This is a genomic window from Streptomyces sp. NPDC052109 (genome assembly GCF_040680195.1).
Lineage (GTDB): Bacteria > Actinomycetota > Actinomycetes > Streptomycetales > Streptomycetaceae > Streptomyces.
In genome coordinates this window covers 1-16,502 of sequence record NZ_JBFAWF010000028.1, presented here as the reverse complement: position 1 = coordinate 16,502, position 16,502 = coordinate 1, and the positions used below count along the sequence as shown (strand labels likewise).

Here is a 16,502-nt window from a genome sequence, read left to right as displayed (position 1 = left end):
AAGCGGTGGCCTCCCGGCCCGGGGAGGCGAAGTCTTTGGCGCGGGGGCCGGTCCGGCCGAACGGACCGGCCCCCGCGGTGCGTTGTGCACGGCGATCCGCCGCCGGCGGAGTTATCGTCACCGGGTGACGAGTCTTCCCGGAGGAAGTGATCAGGGCGGCTCCACTCCGGAGCGCCGCGCGCTCGTGTGCGCCCGCTGCGGCACCCCCGCCGACGGGCCCCCGCCGGCCACCTGGACCTGCTCCATGGAGAACGGCGTCCGTCGGTACTTTTGCGACACCTGCTCGAGGGAGAATCTGAGGGCGATCGAGGGGAGGCTGGACTCGTCCTGGTGGTGAGCCCCTTCTCGGGGGCCCTCCCCCCTCCCCCCTAGATCAACCCTCCGCCGCAGGCTCCTCCTCGTTCGGCTCGTCGTCGAGGACGTCCTCGGCGAAGCCCGGCAGCCACTCCTCCAGTTCATCCCGGAGCCGTACCGTGGCACTCAGCTGGCACAGGACGCCGATCGTGCTGAGGGTCACCCGGTGGATCAGCAGATAGGCCGGCGGCAGGTTGAGCCGCTTGCCCAGCTGGTAGGCGGGGGAGCGGGGGTCGGCGATGCGGGCGGCCTGATTGCGCATCCAGCTGCGGGTGAAGGTGAACGCCTCGACCCGGGCCGGTTCGATGATCGGCAGCAGGTAGTCGAGCACCGCGTCGGGGTCCAGCTCTATGGACTCCTTCACGAACCCTTCGGCGCAGAGCATCTCGTACACCGACTCGGCATCGCCGTCCAGCGTCATGCGGAGGGAGACGCCGATCGGCGATGGCAGTCCGCCCGGCAGCCGGTCGACCGTGCCGAAGTCCAGGACGCCGAGGCGCCAGTCGTCCTCTCCGGCCGGGCCGCCCGGCAGCAGCCGGAAGTTGCCCGGGTGCGGATCGGCGTGCAGCAGGCCGGTGCGCACCGGGCCCGAGAAGAGGAACCGGGCCAGGAGCTGGCCGGCCCGGTCGCGCTGTTCCTGGGTGCCGTCCGAGATCACCTCCGACAGCGGGATGCCGTCGATCCACTCGGTCACCAGGACCTGGTCGCACTGGTGCACCACCGCCGGGACCACCACGTCGGGGTCGTCGGCGAACTCCTCCGCGTGGGCCGTCTGGGCCTGTGCCTCCAGGCCGTAGTCCAGCTCCTCGGAGACGCGGTCCTTCAGCTCCGCGATGAGCGGCTTGATGTCCATGCCGGGAATCAGCGGCCCCAAGAGACGAGCGAAGCGGCTCAGTTGTCCGAGGTCGGAAAGGAGCGCCTCGCCGGCGCCCGGGTACTGCACCTTGACCGCCACCTCGCGGCCGTCGTGCCACATGGCGCGGTGCACCTGCCCGATCGAGGCCGCGGCGGCCGGCTTGTCCTCGAACTCCTCGAACAGGTCGCGCCAGTCCGGACCCAGCCGGTCCTCGAGCACGGTGTGCACCGTGCGGGTGGGCATCGGCGGCGCCGCCTCCTGGAGCTTGGTCAGGGCGGCGCGGTAGGGCCCGGCGATCTCCTCGGGCAGCGCGGACTCGAAGACGGACAGGGCCTGCCCGAATTTCATGGCCCCGCCCTTCAGCTCCCCGAGTACCCGGAACAGTTGCTCCGCCGTGCGCTGTTGGAGTTCCCGCCCGACGATCTCCGCGGACTCGCCCACGATCCGCTTGCCCAGCCCCCAGGTCGCCCGGCCGGCGAAGCCGAGCGGGAGCGCGGCGAGCTTGGCGGTACGGGTGACCGCCTTGCGGGGAAGATCAGACATGCGCCCTCCAAGTCCCAGTCGGCCGTGCCGCGCCTGTCATGCGTCGTGGCTCCGTCGACGGCCGTTGCACCGCCATTGTCGCGCGCGGTGCGCCGCCGGTTGAGGAGTGCTCCCCCTTCTTACCTCTCTCCGTCGCGCCGCACCCGCATGCCGGATGCGCCGGGACCGGTCGGGCCTGCCAGTCCAGACCGGGCAGGGAGACCTCCCAGCGGGTGCCCGTGGCGGACGGCGACCCCCCGTCGAGGAAGGCCAGCGCGTGTGCCGCGGCGAGTCCGGCGACCGCCGTGGCCAGCGTCAGATCGCAGGCGCCGACCCGGTGGGCCCTGGGGCACCGCCACTGGGCGGTCAGCCGGGGCCAGGCCGGATCCCGGTCCGTGCGGCCGAGGTGCAGGCAGCGGGCGCAGCCCGACTCGCCCGGCAGCACGAGCGGGCCGACGACACCGGTGCCCTCGACGACCCCGGCGTACAGATGTGGCGTTCCGGAGGCCATGAGCGGCTCGGCGGCCGCCGGGTCGGGTGTGTGCACGGCGACGTCGTCCCGGGGCGTGAGGACCACCAGGGTGAGCCCCGGGCCGTTGCCGCCGGTGCCGGGGGAGTGTGCGTGGCGCGGTGGGCGGTCGGGTGCCGCCCGGCGGACGGCGGCCCGCGCCGCCGCGTCACGGCGCTCGCCGACCGACTCCGCGGGCAGGCCGCCCGGTGCCACGTCCCACGGCTCCACGGGCCCCGTGTCGCGCACGTCGATCTCCCCGACTCCGGCGCCCGCCAGCACCGACGCCAGCACGGCGCCGACCCGTCCCGCGCCGCGCACCTGCACGCGCAGCGCACGGCGGGCGGCGAGCCGGGCGAGCGCACCGCCCGGCTCGGCCGTGGTCAGGGACAGTGCGGCGAGGTCGGGGCGCAGCCGCTGCAGGACGTCCCCCTTCCCACGCAGCGCGTCCGCGGCCGGTCCGCCGCCGCGTGCGTCGTCGACCAGGCCGACGTGGGTCAGCCGCTCCAGCAGGGTGTCGACATGTTCGGCCGGGAGGTCGATGCGGCGGCCCTCCTCGCGCAGCAGCGGCAGGCCGCGCGTGCCGTTGAGCAGGTCCAGGAGGGCGTGCGTCGCCGGATCCACCGGCCCCAGCGTCAGCGCGTGCGCCGGGGTCATCCCGAACTGCACGGTGTCGCGATCACGCCAGCCGCGCCGCAGCGCGGGCTTGAGCATCGGATGCATGACTGACCCCCCGTATCCGTTGAAAACAACTCGTGACGGCTAGGTGCCGGTGGAGCCGGTCACGCTCCGCCGACACCTGCCAGCATGCCGCGTCCGTCTGCCGGACGCCGAGAGTTGTCCACAGGGTGGGGATGTTTGTCATATGAACCGATCGAGTGAAGCTCGGCGAGCCGATCGGATGAAAACGACCGAACCGGCGGGGCGAAGTCCGGCAAAGCCGGACACCCGGAGCCGGGTAAACCGGATGTGCGGATCAGTCGTAGGAATCATAGGAATCAAACGCATGGTGGGGGATCGGCACGGAACCGTTCCGGAGCCGGGACTTCGGCCATGCCCAGCGGGTAACGTCGGGGCGTGCCCGCCGACCCCCTGCACCGCGCCCGAATGCCACAGCGCAGCACGACGAGCCAGCCGCCCGGCGGCTCGGGGGCGAGCGCGATCGAGGTCCGCAGGAGTTCCCGGCGCCGCCGGACGGTCTCCGCGTACCGCGAGGGCGATCGCACCGTCGTACTGATCCCCGCCCGGATGTCGAAGGCGGAGGAACAGCGCTGGATCACCGTCATGCTCGACAAACTCGCCGCCCAGGAGAGCAAGCGGGTGCTCGGCGACGCCGAACTGGCCGAGCGTGCCGAGCGGCTGTCTGCCCAGTACTTCGACGGCCGGGCGCGGGCCGCCTCCGTGCGCTGGGTCACCAACCAGAACACGCGCTGGGGTTCGTGCACCCCGGCCGAGGGCAGCATCCGGCTCTCGCACCGGCTGCAGGGCATGCCGGAATACGTCGTCGACTACGTGCTCTGCCATGAGCTGGCACATCTGCTCGTGCCCGGTCACGGGCCCGACTTCTGGCGGCTGCTGGACCCGTACCCGCGCACCGAGCGGGCTCGCGGCTACCTCGAAGGCGTGGTCGCCGCGGAACGGCTGCCGCACGTGCCCGGGGCGCGCGGCGAGTGAGCCGGGCGTCCTCCGTCCGCCTCCGGGCGCGGTTGTGTACCGGGTCTGTACCGGCAGCGTCCGGTCTCGGACTTTGCCGTTAGCCTGGCGCGACGCACTCACATTCGGGATGGGGGACGGTCGTAACGCATGGCCAGGGAATTCCAACGCGGCCACAAGGCCAGGATCAGTGACCTCACGGCGGGCACGGATCTGTACGTAGGCGTGCAGATCTCCGCCCCCGGACTGACCTTCGACATCAGCTGCTTCGGTCTGGACGCCGACGAGCGCCTCTCGGACGACCGGTACTTCGTCTTCTTCAACCAGCCGAAGTCCCCGGAGGAGTCCATCCAGCTGCTGGGTGCCCAGGCGGGCGACACCGAGTCGTTCCGGGTCACGCTGGACCGCGTCCCGGCGCACATCCGCAAGCTGTCCTTCACGGCGACCATCGACGGCACCGGCCAGATGTCGCAGGTCGCCCCCGGCTATCTGCGTATCGTGGCGGGCGGCGAGGAGGTCGCGCGGTACTCCTTCAACGGCGCGGAGTTCTCCACCGAACGGGCCGTGATGCTCGGTGACTTCTACTTCAAGGACGGCTGGCGGTTCGCCGCGGTGGGACAGGGCTTCGACGGCGGTCTGGAGGCGCTGCTGAAGAACTTCGGCGGCGAGGTGCTGGAGGAGGAGGCGCCCGCCGCCCCGCAGCCACCGCAGACCGGCGCCGCTCCCGCCTTCGCCCCGCCCCCGCAGGCCGCGACCCCGCCCGCGTTCGCCGCCCCGCCCGCGCCCGCCCCGGCACCTGCTCCGGCCCCCGCGCCGCAGCCCGCCGCCCAGAGCTTCGCGCCGCCCGCCGGTGGCACGCCGCCACAGGGCCTCACGCCGCCGCCCGGCCACACCCCGCCCCCGGCGCCGGCGCCCGCGCCCGACGTGCACGGTGCGCCGACGGTCATCGCCCCCCTGACCCCGCCCGCCGGCGGCACCGTCCCGCCGCCGGCCCCGGCCCCCGCGCCGTACGGCCGGCCGCAGCAGCCCTACGGCCAGCCGCCCCAGCAGCCGTCCTTCGGTGGTCAGCCCACCGCGCCGATGCCCCCGGGCTACGGCCCGCAGCCGCCCTCGTACGGCGGCCAGCCCGCCGCGCCCATGCCCCCGGGCTACGGGCAGGTCCCCGGGCAGCCCGGCGGCTACGGAGCGCCGCAGGGCGCCCCGCAGGGCGGTGCCGGTGTGACGGCCGCGCTGCAGATGTACAAGGAGACGCCGACCGGGCAGCGCTGGACCCAGCAGAACAAGAAGCTCATCCGCGTCGACCTCGGCATCGGCGGGCAGCCGGTGCTGGCCAAGCAGGGCAGCATGGTGCTCTACCAGGGCAAGGTCGACTTCAGCTACAAGGGCGCAGGGTTCGCCGGGCGGATCGTCGGCAACGCCACCGGCCAGGAGATGCAGCTGATGCGCTGCACCGGCAACGGCCAGGTGTTCCTCGCCGAGAACTCCACCCACGTGCACCCCGTGGAGCTGCAGGGCGACGCGATCTGCGTGTCCGCGGAGAACGTCCTCGCCTTCGACGAGAGCCTGCAGTACGAGGTCCGCCGCATCGAGGGCCACGGCATTCCGGGCGGCGCGCTGTTCACCATGCAGTTCCAGGGCACCGGCACGATCGTGGTCAAGACGCACGGCACGCCCGTGGTCCTGCCGGTCACGCCGACCACCTTCGCCGACTGCAACGCCGTCGTCGCCTGGTCCGCCGCCTCCCAGGTGATCGTCTCCAGCCAGGTCCGCATGCGCCGCAACGCCTACCCGGGCGACACCGGCGAGAGCGTCAATCTCCAGTTCCGGGGCGCACCCGGCAACTTCATCGTCGTTCAGCCGTACGAGGTCTGAGGGAGCCCGTCATGAACCAGCCGCTCGCGGGCTTCGCTCCCGCACCCGTCACCGCCCGCATGGAGAACCACGGCCAGCACATGCTGAAGGTCGCCATGCAGACCGGGAACGACCTCCTCGCGCGCGTGGGGTCGATGGTCGCCTACGAAGGGTTCGTCACGTACGAGCCCAACCCGCCCGCCGTCCGCCAGATCGCCCGCGACTGGATCACCGGCGAGGGCGCGCCGCTGATGAAGTGCTCCGGCGACGGGCTGCTCTACCTGGCCGACTACGGCGCCAACGTCGTCGTCATCAACCTCAACGGGGACGGCATCTCCGTCAACGCCACCAACCTGCTCGCCTTCGACGCCCACCTCAGCTGGGGCGTGGAACGGGTCAAGGGGCTCGCCAAGTTCGCCGGGCAGGGCCTGTGGAACACGCGGATCTCCGGGCAGGGCTGGGTCGCGCTGACCTCCCGGGGCGAGCCGATCGTGGTCGACTGCGGCGGAGGCGAGGACGAGACGTACGTCGACCCGGACGCGCTCGTCGCCTGGTCGCCGAACCTGAAGGTGAAGGGCAAGCGCAGCTTCAAGGCGCAGTCGCTGATCGGCCGGGGCAGCGGCGAGGCCTACCAGATGGCCTTCTCCGGTCAGGGCATCGTCGTCGTCCAGCCCAGCGAGGACAGCACCGACCGCATCCGGGTCCGGGGCTGAGGGGGAGCCAGAAAACCATGCAGAGCCCGCTTTTCGCGCACAACGACCTCCAGACCCAGGAGCGCTGGAGCCTGCAGAACTCGCAGCTGCTCCGCGTCACCCTGGAGGGCCACGACGACATCCTCGCCCGCAAGGGCACCATGGTCGCCTACCAGGGGCTGGTCGAGTTCGACGCCGAGTACCGCAGCAACAACCAGGCACGCGCGCGTGCGTACACCGGCGAGGGCCTGGACCTGATGCGCTGTCACGGGCAGGGCACGGTGTACCTCGCCAACCTCGCCCAGCACGTGCACATCATGGACGTCGAGCAGGACGGGCTGACCGTCGACAGCTCCTACGTCCTCGCCATGGACTCCTCGCTGCACTACGAGGTCATCGCCGTCGACAGCCTCTACGGCATCTCCGGTTCCGGGAAGTACCAGCTCAACATCACCGGGCGCGGCCGGGTCGCCCTGATGACCTCGGGGGCGCCGCTGCTGATGCAGGTCACACCCGACAGGTACGTCAACTGCGACGCGGACGCGATCGTCGCATGGTCCACGGGGCTGCGCGTGCAGATGCAGGCCCAGACGCACTCCTCCGGGGTGTGGCGCCGGCGCGGCAACACCGGTGAGGGCTGGGAGCTGAGCTTCATGGGTTCCGGATTCGCGCTGGTCCAGCCGAGCGAGCTGCTGCCGCCGCAGAACGCGGTGATCGGGCAGGGCCTCGCCGCCCAGTTCGGCATGGGCCAGCACGGGGCGCGCGGGCAGAACCAGGGGAACGTTTGGAGCTAGTCGAGCGTCCGGTAAGCAGACGTAAGGGGCGCTCCTCCTTGGCGAGCGCCCCTTACTCGTGCCTCGGGTTCACAGACGCCCGCGGGTCGCCTCCAGCAGGCGTACGACCGACTCGTCGGCCACGTCCGCCACCTCGTCGTAGGCGAACCAGCGCAGGTCCAGTGACTCGTCGCTGATCACCTGCTCGGCGCCGGCCGGGGCCAGGGCCGCGTACTGGACGTCGTAGTGCCAGTGGCACGGCGCCGGGATGGGATGCCGGTCCAGGCGCACCGGGCCGCCGGGCAGCAGGGCCAGCCCGGGGACGCCGGACTCCTCGGTGGCCTCGCGCAGGGCCGCCGCCGCGAGCGAGGCGTCGCCCGGCTCGCAGTGGCCGCCCATCTGCAGCCACATCCGCAGCTTCTTGTGCAGGGTGAGCAGCACCCGGCCGCGCTCAGGATCGACCACCAGGGCACTCGCCGTGACATGGCCCGCCCGGCAGGCCTTCCACATGCCGTCCGCATGGGCGGCCAGATGGTCCAGGTAGGCCTGGCGCAGCTCGTCCTGGCCCTCGTACTCCTTCAGCACGAGGACCGCGTCGTCGTACAGGCTCACTCGGTGTCGTCGCCCTCGGTGTCGTCGCCCTTCTTGTGCAGGTCGGGCTTGCCCTGGGAGCCGCCGTGTGCCGCCTCGCCCAGCATCTTGTCCAGCTCGGAGAAGTCCAGCTGCTCGCGGTGCACGAAGCCGTCCGGGTCGTCCAGGTCGGTCGCGGTCGGCAGCATGTCCGGGTGGGCCCACAGGCCGTCCCGGCCGTCGACCCCGCGCGCGTCCGTGAGCGAGGCCCACAGGCGGGAGGCGTCGCGCAGCCGGCGCGGGCGCAGCTCCAGGCCGATCAGCGTGGCGAAGGTCTGCTCGGCGGGGCCACCGGTGGCGCGGCGGCGGCGCAGAGTCTCCCGCAGGGCGTCGGCGGACGCCAGGCGCGGCTTCGCGGCCGCGTGGACCACCGCGTCCACCCAGCCCTCGACGAGCGCCAGAGCGGTCTCCAGCCGGGCCAGGGCGGCCTTCTGCTCGGGCGTGTCCTCTGGCTGGAACATGCCCTGCTGGAGCGCGTCCTGCAGCTGCTCGGGGTTCTGCGGGTCGAACTGGCCGACCACGTCCTCCAGCTTGGCCGTGTCGACCTTGATGCCGCGCGCGTACCCGTCGACCGCGCCGAAAAGGTGCGAGCGCAGCCACGGCACATGCGCGAACAGGCGCTGGTGGGCCGCCTCGCGCAGGGCCAGATACAGCCGCACCTCCTCCTGCGACACGCCGAGGTCCTTGCCGAACGCCTCCACGTTGGCCGGGAGCAGCGCGGCCTTGCCGGCCGGGCCGAGCGGCAGGCCGATGTCCGTCGAGCCGACGACCTCGCCCGCGAGCACGCCCACGGCCTGCCCGATCTGCGTGCCGAACATCGCGCCGCCCATGGAGCGCATCATGCCGATCAGCGGGCCCGCCATGGCCTGCATCTCCTCCGGCAGGACGTCGCCCATGGCCGCGCCGACCCGCTCGGCGACCGGGTCGACCAGCTCCTGCCAGGCGGGCAGGGTCGCCTCGACCCACTCCGCGCGGGACCAGGCCACCGCCGAGGCCGAACCCGACGGCAGGGACGTCACGTCGTCCAGCCACAGGTCGGCCAGCCGGACGGCCTCCTCGACCGCCTTGCGCTCGGCCGGGCCCACGCTGGCGTCCTTCGTGCCGTCCGGGGTGCCCTGGGCGACCGTCTGGCGGGCGATCTGCTTGGCCATGTCCCAGTTCACCGGACCGCCCTCGTAGGAGAGCATCTGGCCCAGCTGCTGGAACGCGGCGCCCAGATCGGTGGGGTTCAGGGACCCGAACATGGCTGCGAGCGGATTGTCGGCGCCGGGGCCGTCAAAGCCCCCGGCTCCGGGCAGGCCGCCGAAGCCGAACGGGTTGGCCGGTCCCTGCCCACCACCGCTCTGCTGGTCCTTCTTCTTGCCCTCGTCGCCGTCCTCCGGCTCCTCCGGCGGAAGGCCGAAACCGAATGGGGTGTCACTCACGGGATTCCTCGGCTGGTAAGGCCGCCGGTTCTCTCCGGCGGCGCGGCTGCCCGACAACACCACCCAGCGTAGACACCCGGAACCGATCGGGCCTCGGTGCTTCGCCCACGGAAGGGCTGCGGCAGGATGGATGCACCTGGTACGTACGCGTCACTCGCGCTCGTATTGAAGACAACCGCTGGAGACGCCCGGTGAGTTCCCCAGATCCGCAGGTTCGCGCAGCGCGAAACCCCGCAACCTCTCCCGCCGTGCGCGGCCCCGTCGTAGCGGTCACCGGCGCCGCCACCGGGGTCGGCGCCCTGCTCACCGAGCGGCTCGCCGCCTCCGAGGAGATCAAGCAGGTCGTCGCCATCGACGAGCGGCGCGGGGAGTGCGCCGGGGCGCAGTGGCACATCCTCGACGTGCGCGACCCCGCCATCGCGGACAAGCTGCGGGGTGCCGACGTGGTCGTCCATCTCGCGCTGGACCTCGATCTGGAGACCGATCCGGCGGCTCGCACCGCTTACAACGTCCGGGGGACGCAGACCGTCCTCACGGCCGCTGCGGCGGCCGGGGTGCACCGGGTCGTGCTCTGTACCTCGGCGATGGTGTACGGCGCGCTGCCCGACAACGAGCTGCCTCTTTCGGAGGACGCCGAGTTGCGTGCGACCGCCGAGGCCACCGGGGTCGGCGACCTGCTGGAGATCGAGCGGCTCGCACGGCGCGCGCCGCGGGCGCATCCGGGGCTGAACGTCACCGTCGTACGGCCCGCCGTGCTGGTCGGAGGCACGGACACCGCGCTGACCCGGTACTTCGAGTCGCCGCGGCTGCTCGTCGTCGCCGGGTCGCGGCCCGCGTGGCAGTTCTGCCACGTCGAGGACCTGTGCAGCGCTCTGGAGTACACCGTGCTGGAGAAGGTCGACGGGGAGCTGGCCGTCGGCTGCGACGGGTGGCTGGAGCAGGAGGAGGTCGAGGAGCTGAGCGGGATCCGGCGTATGGAGCTGCCGTCGGCGGTCGCGCTGGGCGCGGCGGCCCGGCTGCACCGGATCGGGCTCACGCCGTCCCCGGCCGGCGATCTCGCCTACACGATGTACCCGTGGGTGATCAGCGGGAGCCGGTTGCACGACGCCGGGTGGCGGCCGCGGTGGACCAACGAGGAGGTGCTCGCGGAACTGCTGGAGGAGGTCTCCGGGCGGCACACCGTGGCCGGGCGGCGGCTGGGGCGCAAGGACGCGACGGCCGCGGGCGCCGCCGGAGCGACGGTCGCTCTGCTGGGCGCGGCTGCCGTCGTACGGCGGGCCCGCAAGGCCCGGCGGCGCGTGTGAGGGCGCCGCTGGGCGCAGCCACGTCGTAGGACACTCCAAAGGCGCACGCGCGCGTGCCTGGTGAATCTCGTATTCCCCGCTGTCACGGGCGTGCGGCACGATGGGGGCATGGCACACGCGAACGAGCACCCCGGTGAGCAGGCGGCGCAGGACCCCATCAAACTGATCGGTGTCCGGGAGACCCCGCTCTCCGTGGACGAGGTGTTCCAGGCCGTCGGGGACGCCGCGGCCGGAGGAATCGCGCTGTTCGTGGGGACCGTGCGCAACCACGACGGAGGCGCCGACGTGGACGCGCTGGGCTACTCCTGCCACCCCAGCGCCGAGGCCGAGATGCGGCGGATCGCCGAGAAGGTGGTGGCCGGGTATCCGGTGCGGGCGCTGGCCGCCGTGCACCGGGTGGGGGACCTCGGGGTCGGGGACCTCGCCGTGGTCGTCGCTGTGGCGTGCCCTCATCGGGCCGAGGCCTTCGACGCCTGCCGCAAGCTGATCGACGACCTCAAGCACGAGGTGCCGATCTGGAAACACCAGAAGTTCTCCGATGGTACGGAAGAATGGGTGGGGGCCTGCTGAGTTCCGTCACTTGGAGTACTTCCGCCGCTCAAGTTGCGTAACCGGCCCCCTCGCGTGAGCGTTGTCGGTGCGGATGGTTAATCTGCTCATCAGTCAGTTGCGGACGCTCATGGCGTTGGGAGGTCGGCATGGGGGCGCTTGTCTGGCTGCTGATTCCGCTCTTGGCCGCGATCGGCGGAGGGCTCTGGGGCAGTTGGGCCAACCGGACTCGTAAGGCGCGGGGCGACGGCCCCGAGCTGGACGGGTATGCCCGGTTCCGCGAGGCCATGGAGAAGTCCCACACGGGTGCCGGCGGCGCGTGACGGGGGTGCCCTGACGGTGCGCTGACAGAGGCGTCCCGTACTGTCGTGGCATGCCACGCCGCACCGCGACGATGCTCGCCTCGACCCTGATGCTGATCGCGCTCCTGTGCGCGGGAGTGCTCATCCCCGTGCCGTACTCGGAGATGTCTCCCGGCCCGACCGTGAACACACTGGGCGACCACGACGGCGAGCCGGTGCTGCAGATCTCCGGGCACAAGACGTATCCGACCGACGGCAACCTGAACATGACGACCGTCCGGGTGACCAGCGCGGACTTCCGCATGAACCTGGTGGAGGCCGTCTACGGCTGGCTGGACCACGACACCAAGGTCGTCCCGCACGACACGCTCTACCCGGAAGGCACGACCGAGGAGCAGTCCACGCAGCAGAACGCCGAGGAGTTCAGCCAGTCCCAGGAGAGCGCCAAGGTCGCCGCCCTGAAGGAGCTGGGCATCCCGGTCAGGTCCTGGGTGATCGTCTCCACCGTGGTCAAGGGCTCGCCCGCCCAGGGCAGGCTGCACGCCGGTGACGTGATCAAGGCCGTCGACGGCACGGCCGTGAAGCAGCCCTCCGACGTCGCCAAGTTCGTCACCAGGCACAAGCCCGGTCAGAAGGTCGTCTTCACCGTCGTCCCCGCCAAGGAGCAGGCCGCCGCCGAGAAGGCCCACGGGACGGCGACGAAGACCCAGGACGTCACCCTCACCACGGCCACCTCCGACGACAGCGGCGCCAAGAGGGCCATCGTCGGGATCTCCGCCGGGACCGACCACACCTTCCCGTTCAGCATCGACATCAAGCTCGCCGACGTCGGCGGGCCCAGCGCGGGTCTGATGTTCTCGCTCGGCATCTACGACAAGCTGACCCCGGGCAGCCTGACCGGCGGCAAGTTCGTCGCCGGCACGGGCACCATCGACGACAACGGCACGGTCGGGCCGATCGGCGGCGTCGAGATGAAGACCGTCGGAGCGCGGGAGAAGGGAGCCCAGTACTTCCTGACGCCGGCCGACAACTGCGCGGCCGCCGCCAAGGACACCCCGAGCGGGCTCAGGCTGGTGAAGGTCAGGACGATCGGGGACGCGCTCGGCGCGCTGAAGGACATCCGCACCGGGAACACCGCGGCACTGCCCAAGTGCACCACCAAGGGCTGAGCGGCACGCGCGCGTGACACGCCTGGGGCGCCCGATGAGCACAAGGGGCGCCCCACCGCCGCTCCGTCGGTACGTCAGTCCTCGAACGTCGCGGCAAGGGCCTGCGCAAGACCGGGGACCAGGTCCGGGCCGGTCAGGACCTCCGTCGGAGAGTCCTTCTCACGCAGCCGCAGCGCCGACTCGCGGCCGCCGTCGCGCAGCACCGCGACCGTCATGCGCACCTCCTGACGCTCGGGGTGCTCGGCGACCCACTTGGCCAGCTTCGCCTCGCCGAGGTTCTGCGGGACCTGCGCCTCGGCGGACGGCGGCAGCATCAGGCGCTCCACCGAGAGCGCGCAGCCGGCCACCGCGTCGGGCCAGGCGATGGTGCCGAGGAACTCGTCCAGCGGCTTGCCGGTCGGGATCTCGTCCTGCTCGATAGGCGTGAGACCGGCGGACTCGGACCCGTCCTCAAGGCCCAGCTGGGCCGCGAGCGCGGGTTCCTGAGACCGCAGCCGTGCGGTGTCGACAAGGGCGAAGAGGCGAGCGGGCTGGTCCCAGCCGAGGCCGGAGACGTACTCGTCGATCTCGAGTACGGCCCGGGTGAGCGGGCTCGCTGCCATGGGAGTGTTGGACATGGTCACAATCCTGCCTCGTTACCCACCCGAATCGGGAACCGAGCAAACCGTGAGTAAGTTGCATAGGTGTGGGTCCGCGATCACGGGGGGCCACGGAGGGTCCGCGAACACGAGGGCCTGACGGATCGACAGCGAACTTCGAGGTGCGCACCTTGGCTTTCCAGATGCCGGACCGCGGCGGAGGCCCGACGGGGCCACGGATCAGAGCGGGCCGCCCGACCCGGGGTGTCCGGACCCTGCTGATGACACTGGGCGTCCTGGCCGTGCTCGGCATGGCGTTCACCATGTTCGCGGGCTTCTGGACGGACTGGCTCTGGTACCGGTCGGTGCACTACTCCTCCGTGTTCACGACGACGCTGTGGACCAAGATCGGTCTCTTCTTCGTCTTCGGTGTGCTGATGGCGGTCGCGGTCGGGGTCAACATCTGGCTGGCGCACCGCCTGCGGCCCCCGCTGAGCGCCATGTCCATGGAGCAGCAGAGCCTCGACCGCTACCGGATGGGCATCGCGCCGTACAAGAAGTGGCTGCTGCTCGCGGTCACCGCGCTCGTCGGGCTGATCGCCGGCGCCTCGGCGGCCGGCCAGTGGCGGACCTGGCTCATGTGGGTCAACGGCGTGCCCTTCCACCAGAAGGACCCCCAGTTCCACCTCGACGTCTCCTTCTACGCCTTCGATCTGCCCTGGTACCGCTTCCTGCTGGGCTTCGGCTTCGCCGCCGCCATCCTCTGCCTGATCGCCGCCGCGCTCACGCACTACCTGTACGGCGGGCTGCGCGTCACCAGCCCCGGCGCGCGGGCCACCGGCGCCGCGACCGGGCACCTGTCGGTGCTGCTCGGCATCTTCGTCGCGCTGAAGGCGGTCGCCTACTGGCTCGACCGGTACGGACTGGCCGTCAAGTCCAGCGACTTCAAGGCGACCGGCAACTGGACCGGCCTGCGGTACACGGACGCCAACGCCTATCTGCCGGCGAAGACGATCCTGTTCTGCATCGCCGTCATCTGCGCACTGCTGTTCTTCGCCACGCTGTGGCGGCGCACCTGGCAGCTGCCGGTCATCGGCTTCGGCCTGATGGTCCTGTCGGCGATCCTCATCGGCGGCCTGTACCCCGCGATCGTGCAGAAGTTCCAGGTCCAGCCCAACGAGCAGGCCAAGGAGGCGCCGTACGTCCAGAAGAACCTCACGGCGACCCGTGAGGCGTACGGCATCGACGCCACCAAGGTCACCGAGTACGACGGCAAGCCCACGACCTCGGACAAGGCCAAGCTGCGCAACGACGCGGACGACGCGGCGAGCATCCGCATCATGGACCCGAACATCGTGTCGCCGACGTTCCAGCAGGCGCAGCAGATGAAGAAGTACTACGCCTTCCCGACCAACCTGGACGTCGACCGGTACCCCGCGAAGGACGGCGCGGACACCAAGGAGCAGGACACGGTCATCGGGCTGCGCGAGCTGAACCTGGACGGCGTCCCGAGCAACAACTGGATCAACGACCACTTCCGCTACACGCACGGTTACGGCGTGGTCGCCGCCAAGGGCACCGAGGCCGACGACCGGGGCCAGCCGGTCTTCAACGAGTCCGGCCTGCCGTCCAAGGGCGACCTCGGCACGTACCAGCAGCGCGTCTACTACGGCGAGAAGACCACCACCTACTCGATCGTCGGCGGACCGCAGAAGGAGGTCGACTACTCGGCGGACAACGGCGACGAGAAGACCACCAGCTACACCGGCAAGAGCGGCGTCAACCTCGACAACCCGATCAACCGGGCCGCGTACGCGGTGGCGTTCAACGAGCCGCAGATCCTCTACTCCGGCGCGATCGGCAAGGGCTCGCGGATTCTGTACAACCGCACGCCCAAGGAGCGCGTGGAGGCGGTCGCCCCCTGGCTGACCATCGACGGGGACACCTACCCGGCGGTCGTGGACGGCCACATCCAATGGATCGTCGACGCGTACACGACGTCGAACGGCTACCCGTACTCCTCCCGCACGACCCTCGGCGATACGACGGCCGACTCGCTGACCGCCGCCAACAACACCCGCGCGGTGGTGGCCCAGCAGAACCAGGTCAACTACATCCGCAACTCGGTGAAGGCGACCGTCGACGCCTACACCGGCGAGGTCAGGCTGTACCAGTGGGACACCCAGGACCCGGTGCTGAAGACCTGGATGAAGGCGTTCCCGGGCACGGTGCGGCCGAAGAGCGCCATCTCCAGGGACCTGCTGGCCCATCTGCGCTATCCGCAGGACCTGTTCAAGGTCCAGCGCGAGCTGCTCACCCGCTACCACGTGACGGACGCGCAGACGTTCCTCACCGGCAGCGAGGTCTGGCAGGTGCCCGACGACCCGACCAACGACTCGGGCAGCGCGGTGCCGCCGTACTACCTGAGCATGAAGATGCCGGACCAGAGCGAGCGGGCGTTCTCGCTGACGACGACGTTCACGCCGAACGGACGGGACAACCTCGCCGCGTTCATGGCGGTCGACTCCGACCCGGGAACCAGCGACTACGGCAAGATCAGACTCCTGAAGCTGCCGACCAGCACGACGGCCGACGGCCCGAGACAGGTGCAGAGCCAGTTCAACTCCCGGCCGGACATCGCGGAGACGATCAGCCTGCTGACCCGCGGACATTCCAAGGTCGAGTACGGCAATCTGCTGACCGTGCCGCTGGACGGCGGACTGCTGTATGTGGAGCCGGTCTACGTCCTCGGCGGTAACAAGCTGAAGTACCCGTTGCTGGGCAAGGTGCTGGTCACCTACAACGGCAAGCCGGCCTTCGAGGACACCCTCGACGAGGCGCTCAACAAGGTGTTCGGCGTTGCGGGTTCGACCAGCACACCGCCGGCTACCGGCACCACGAGCCCGCCGCCGTCCGGCAACCCGACCGTCCAACAGGCCCTGGGCGACGCCCAGAAGGCGTTCGACGCCGGACAGAAGGCCCTGCAGTCGCCGAACGGCCCGGACTGGACCGCGTACGACAAGGCCCAGAAGGATCTGAAGGCCGCGCTGAAGCGGGCCGAGGACGCGCAGGCCAAGGCCGGCAAGAACGGGACCGGAAGCAAGAATTGATCAAGAGCGCCCCGCGCCGTGGTACTGTTACCAGGCAAACGGCGCGGGGTGGAGCAGCTCGGTAGCTCGCTGGGCTCATAACCCAGAGGTCGCAGGTTCAAATCCTGTCCCCGCTACTGCAGTCGAAGGCCCTTCCGATCTCCCCTACCACACTCTAGCTAGCCCGTATCGACTGCAGACCCGAGGTTAAGCCTCGGGCTTTCACAATCGACGTGACAAGCCGCCTA

15 protein-coding genes and 1 tRNA gene are annotated in these 16,502 nt (G+C 70.9%); 11 read left to right on the top strand and 5 right to left on the bottom strand.

The features are described 5' to 3' along the window. The first annotated feature begins 124 nt into the window (after nucleotides 1–124). Nucleotides 125–337 (top strand): hypothetical protein, encoded by a 213-nt coding sequence (locus tag AB0L59_RS36565; RefSeq protein WP_365591089.1) that lies wholly within the window; start codon nucleotides 125–127, stop codon nucleotides 335–337. A 36-nt stretch (nucleotides 338–373) separates the two neighbouring features. Here the strand turns inward: AB0L59_RS36565 and AB0L59_RS36560 are convergent, their stop codons facing one another. Next, a complete protein-coding gene (locus AB0L59_RS36560; RefSeq protein ID WP_365591088.1) occupies nucleotides 374–1,753 on the bottom strand; it encodes an AarF/ABC1/UbiB kinase family protein in 1,380 nt (459 codons plus the stop codon). Continuing rightward, nucleotides 1,746–2,963, bottom strand: a complete 1,218-nt coding sequence (locus AB0L59_RS36555) for a TOMM precursor leader peptide-binding protein (protein WP_365591087.1) — start codon at nucleotides 2,961–2,963, stop codon at nucleotides 1,746–1,748. Before AB0L59_RS36555 ends, AB0L59_RS36560 begins: the two co-directional genes overlap by 8 nt. Before the next feature lie 354 nt (nucleotides 2,964–3,317). Between AB0L59_RS36555 and AB0L59_RS36550 the strand changes: the two genes are divergently transcribed. The 4 genes from AB0L59_RS36550 to AB0L59_RS36535 all read left to right on the top strand — a co-directional run bounded on the left by AB0L59_RS36550 (nucleotide 3,318) and on the right by AB0L59_RS36535 (nucleotide 7,230). Next, the gene (locus AB0L59_RS36550; protein ID WP_365591086.1) at nucleotides 3,318–3,914 is read left to right on the top strand and encodes a M48 family metallopeptidase; all 597 of its coding nucleotides are present in this window, start codon (nucleotides 3,318–3,320) and stop codon (nucleotides 3,912–3,914) included. A gap of 129 nt (nucleotides 3,915–4,043) precedes the next feature. Beyond that, nucleotides 4,044–5,765 (top strand): TerD family protein, encoded by a 1,722-nt coding sequence (locus tag AB0L59_RS36545; protein ID WP_365591084.1) that lies wholly within the window; start codon nucleotides 4,044–4,046, stop codon nucleotides 5,763–5,765. Nucleotides 5,766–5,776: 11 nt separating this feature from the next. Then, entirely contained in the window at nucleotides 5,777–6,457 is a 681-nt protein-coding gene (locus AB0L59_RS36540; protein WP_365591083.1) for an AIM24 family protein, read from the top strand. 17 nt (nucleotides 6,458–6,474) lie between these two features. Next, complete coding sequence (locus AB0L59_RS36535; protein ID WP_365591081.1) at nucleotides 6,475–7,230, top strand: AIM24 family protein; 756 nt, start codon at nucleotides 6,475–6,477, stop codon at nucleotides 7,228–7,230. Between the two features lie 69 nt (nucleotides 7,231–7,299). On the opposite strand, the gene AB0L59_RS36530 is transcribed toward AB0L59_RS36535, so the two are convergent. Beyond that, nucleotides 7,300–7,821, bottom strand: a complete 522-nt coding sequence (locus AB0L59_RS36530; RefSeq protein ID WP_365591079.1) for an NUDIX hydrolase — start codon at nucleotides 7,819–7,821, stop codon at nucleotides 7,300–7,302. Next, nucleotides 7,818–9,263 carry a zinc-dependent metalloprotease gene (locus AB0L59_RS36525; protein ID WP_365591078.1) on the bottom strand — a complete coding sequence of 482 codons (1,446 nt, stop codon included), beginning with the start codon at nucleotides 9,261–9,263 and terminating at the stop codon, nucleotides 7,818–7,820. The genes AB0L59_RS36530 and AB0L59_RS36525 overlap by 4 nt, the downstream gene beginning before the upstream one ends. 191 nt (nucleotides 9,264–9,454) lie before the next feature. Between AB0L59_RS36525 and AB0L59_RS36520 the strand changes: the two genes are divergently transcribed. The 4 genes from AB0L59_RS36520 to AB0L59_RS36505 all read left to right on the top strand — a co-directional run bounded on the left by AB0L59_RS36520 (nucleotide 9,455) and on the right by AB0L59_RS36505 (nucleotide 12,587). Then, nucleotides 9,455–10,567 (top strand): SDR family oxidoreductase, encoded by a 1,113-nt coding sequence (locus AB0L59_RS36520; protein WP_365591076.1) that lies wholly within the window; start codon nucleotides 9,455–9,457, stop codon nucleotides 10,565–10,567. A 108-nt stretch (nucleotides 10,568–10,675) separates the two neighbouring features. Continuing rightward, nucleotides 10,676–11,137: a molybdenum cofactor biosynthesis protein MoaE gene (locus AB0L59_RS36515; RefSeq protein ID WP_365591075.1), complete on the top strand. Its 462-nt coding sequence runs from the start codon at nucleotides 10,676–10,678 to the stop codon at nucleotides 11,135–11,137. Nucleotides 11,138–11,265: 128 nt separating this feature from the next. Continuing rightward, nucleotides 11,266–11,439 carry a hypothetical protein gene (locus AB0L59_RS36510; RefSeq protein WP_365591074.1) on the top strand — a complete coding sequence of 58 codons (174 nt, stop codon included), beginning with the start codon at nucleotides 11,266–11,268 and terminating at the stop codon, nucleotides 11,437–11,439. A gap of 50 nt (nucleotides 11,440–11,489) precedes the next feature. Then, complete coding sequence (locus tag AB0L59_RS36505; protein ID WP_365591072.1) at nucleotides 11,490–12,587, top strand: PDZ domain-containing protein; 1,098 nt, start codon at nucleotides 11,490–11,492, stop codon at nucleotides 12,585–12,587. A 74-nt stretch (nucleotides 12,588–12,661) separates the two neighbouring features. Here AB0L59_RS36505 and AB0L59_RS36500 read toward each other — a convergent pair whose 3' ends face one another. Then, nucleotides 12,662–13,204, bottom strand: a complete 543-nt coding sequence (locus tag AB0L59_RS36500; protein ID WP_365591071.1) for a PPA1309 family protein — start codon at nucleotides 13,202–13,204, stop codon at nucleotides 12,662–12,664. A gap of 164 nt (nucleotides 13,205–13,368) precedes the next feature. On the opposite strand from AB0L59_RS36500, the gene AB0L59_RS36495 reads away from it, so the two are divergent. Both AB0L59_RS36495 and AB0L59_RS36490 read left to right on the top strand, forming a co-directional pair. Beyond that, nucleotides 13,369–16,275: a UPF0182 family protein gene (locus AB0L59_RS36495; RefSeq protein ID WP_365591200.1), complete on the top strand. Its 2,907-nt coding sequence runs from the start codon at nucleotides 13,369–13,371 to the stop codon at nucleotides 16,273–16,275. Nucleotides 16,276–16,317: 42 nt separating this feature from the next. Then, nucleotides 16,318–16,391: transfer RNA gene (locus AB0L59_RS36490), tRNA-Met, on the top strand. Nucleotides 16,392–16,502: the final 111 nt, after the last annotated feature.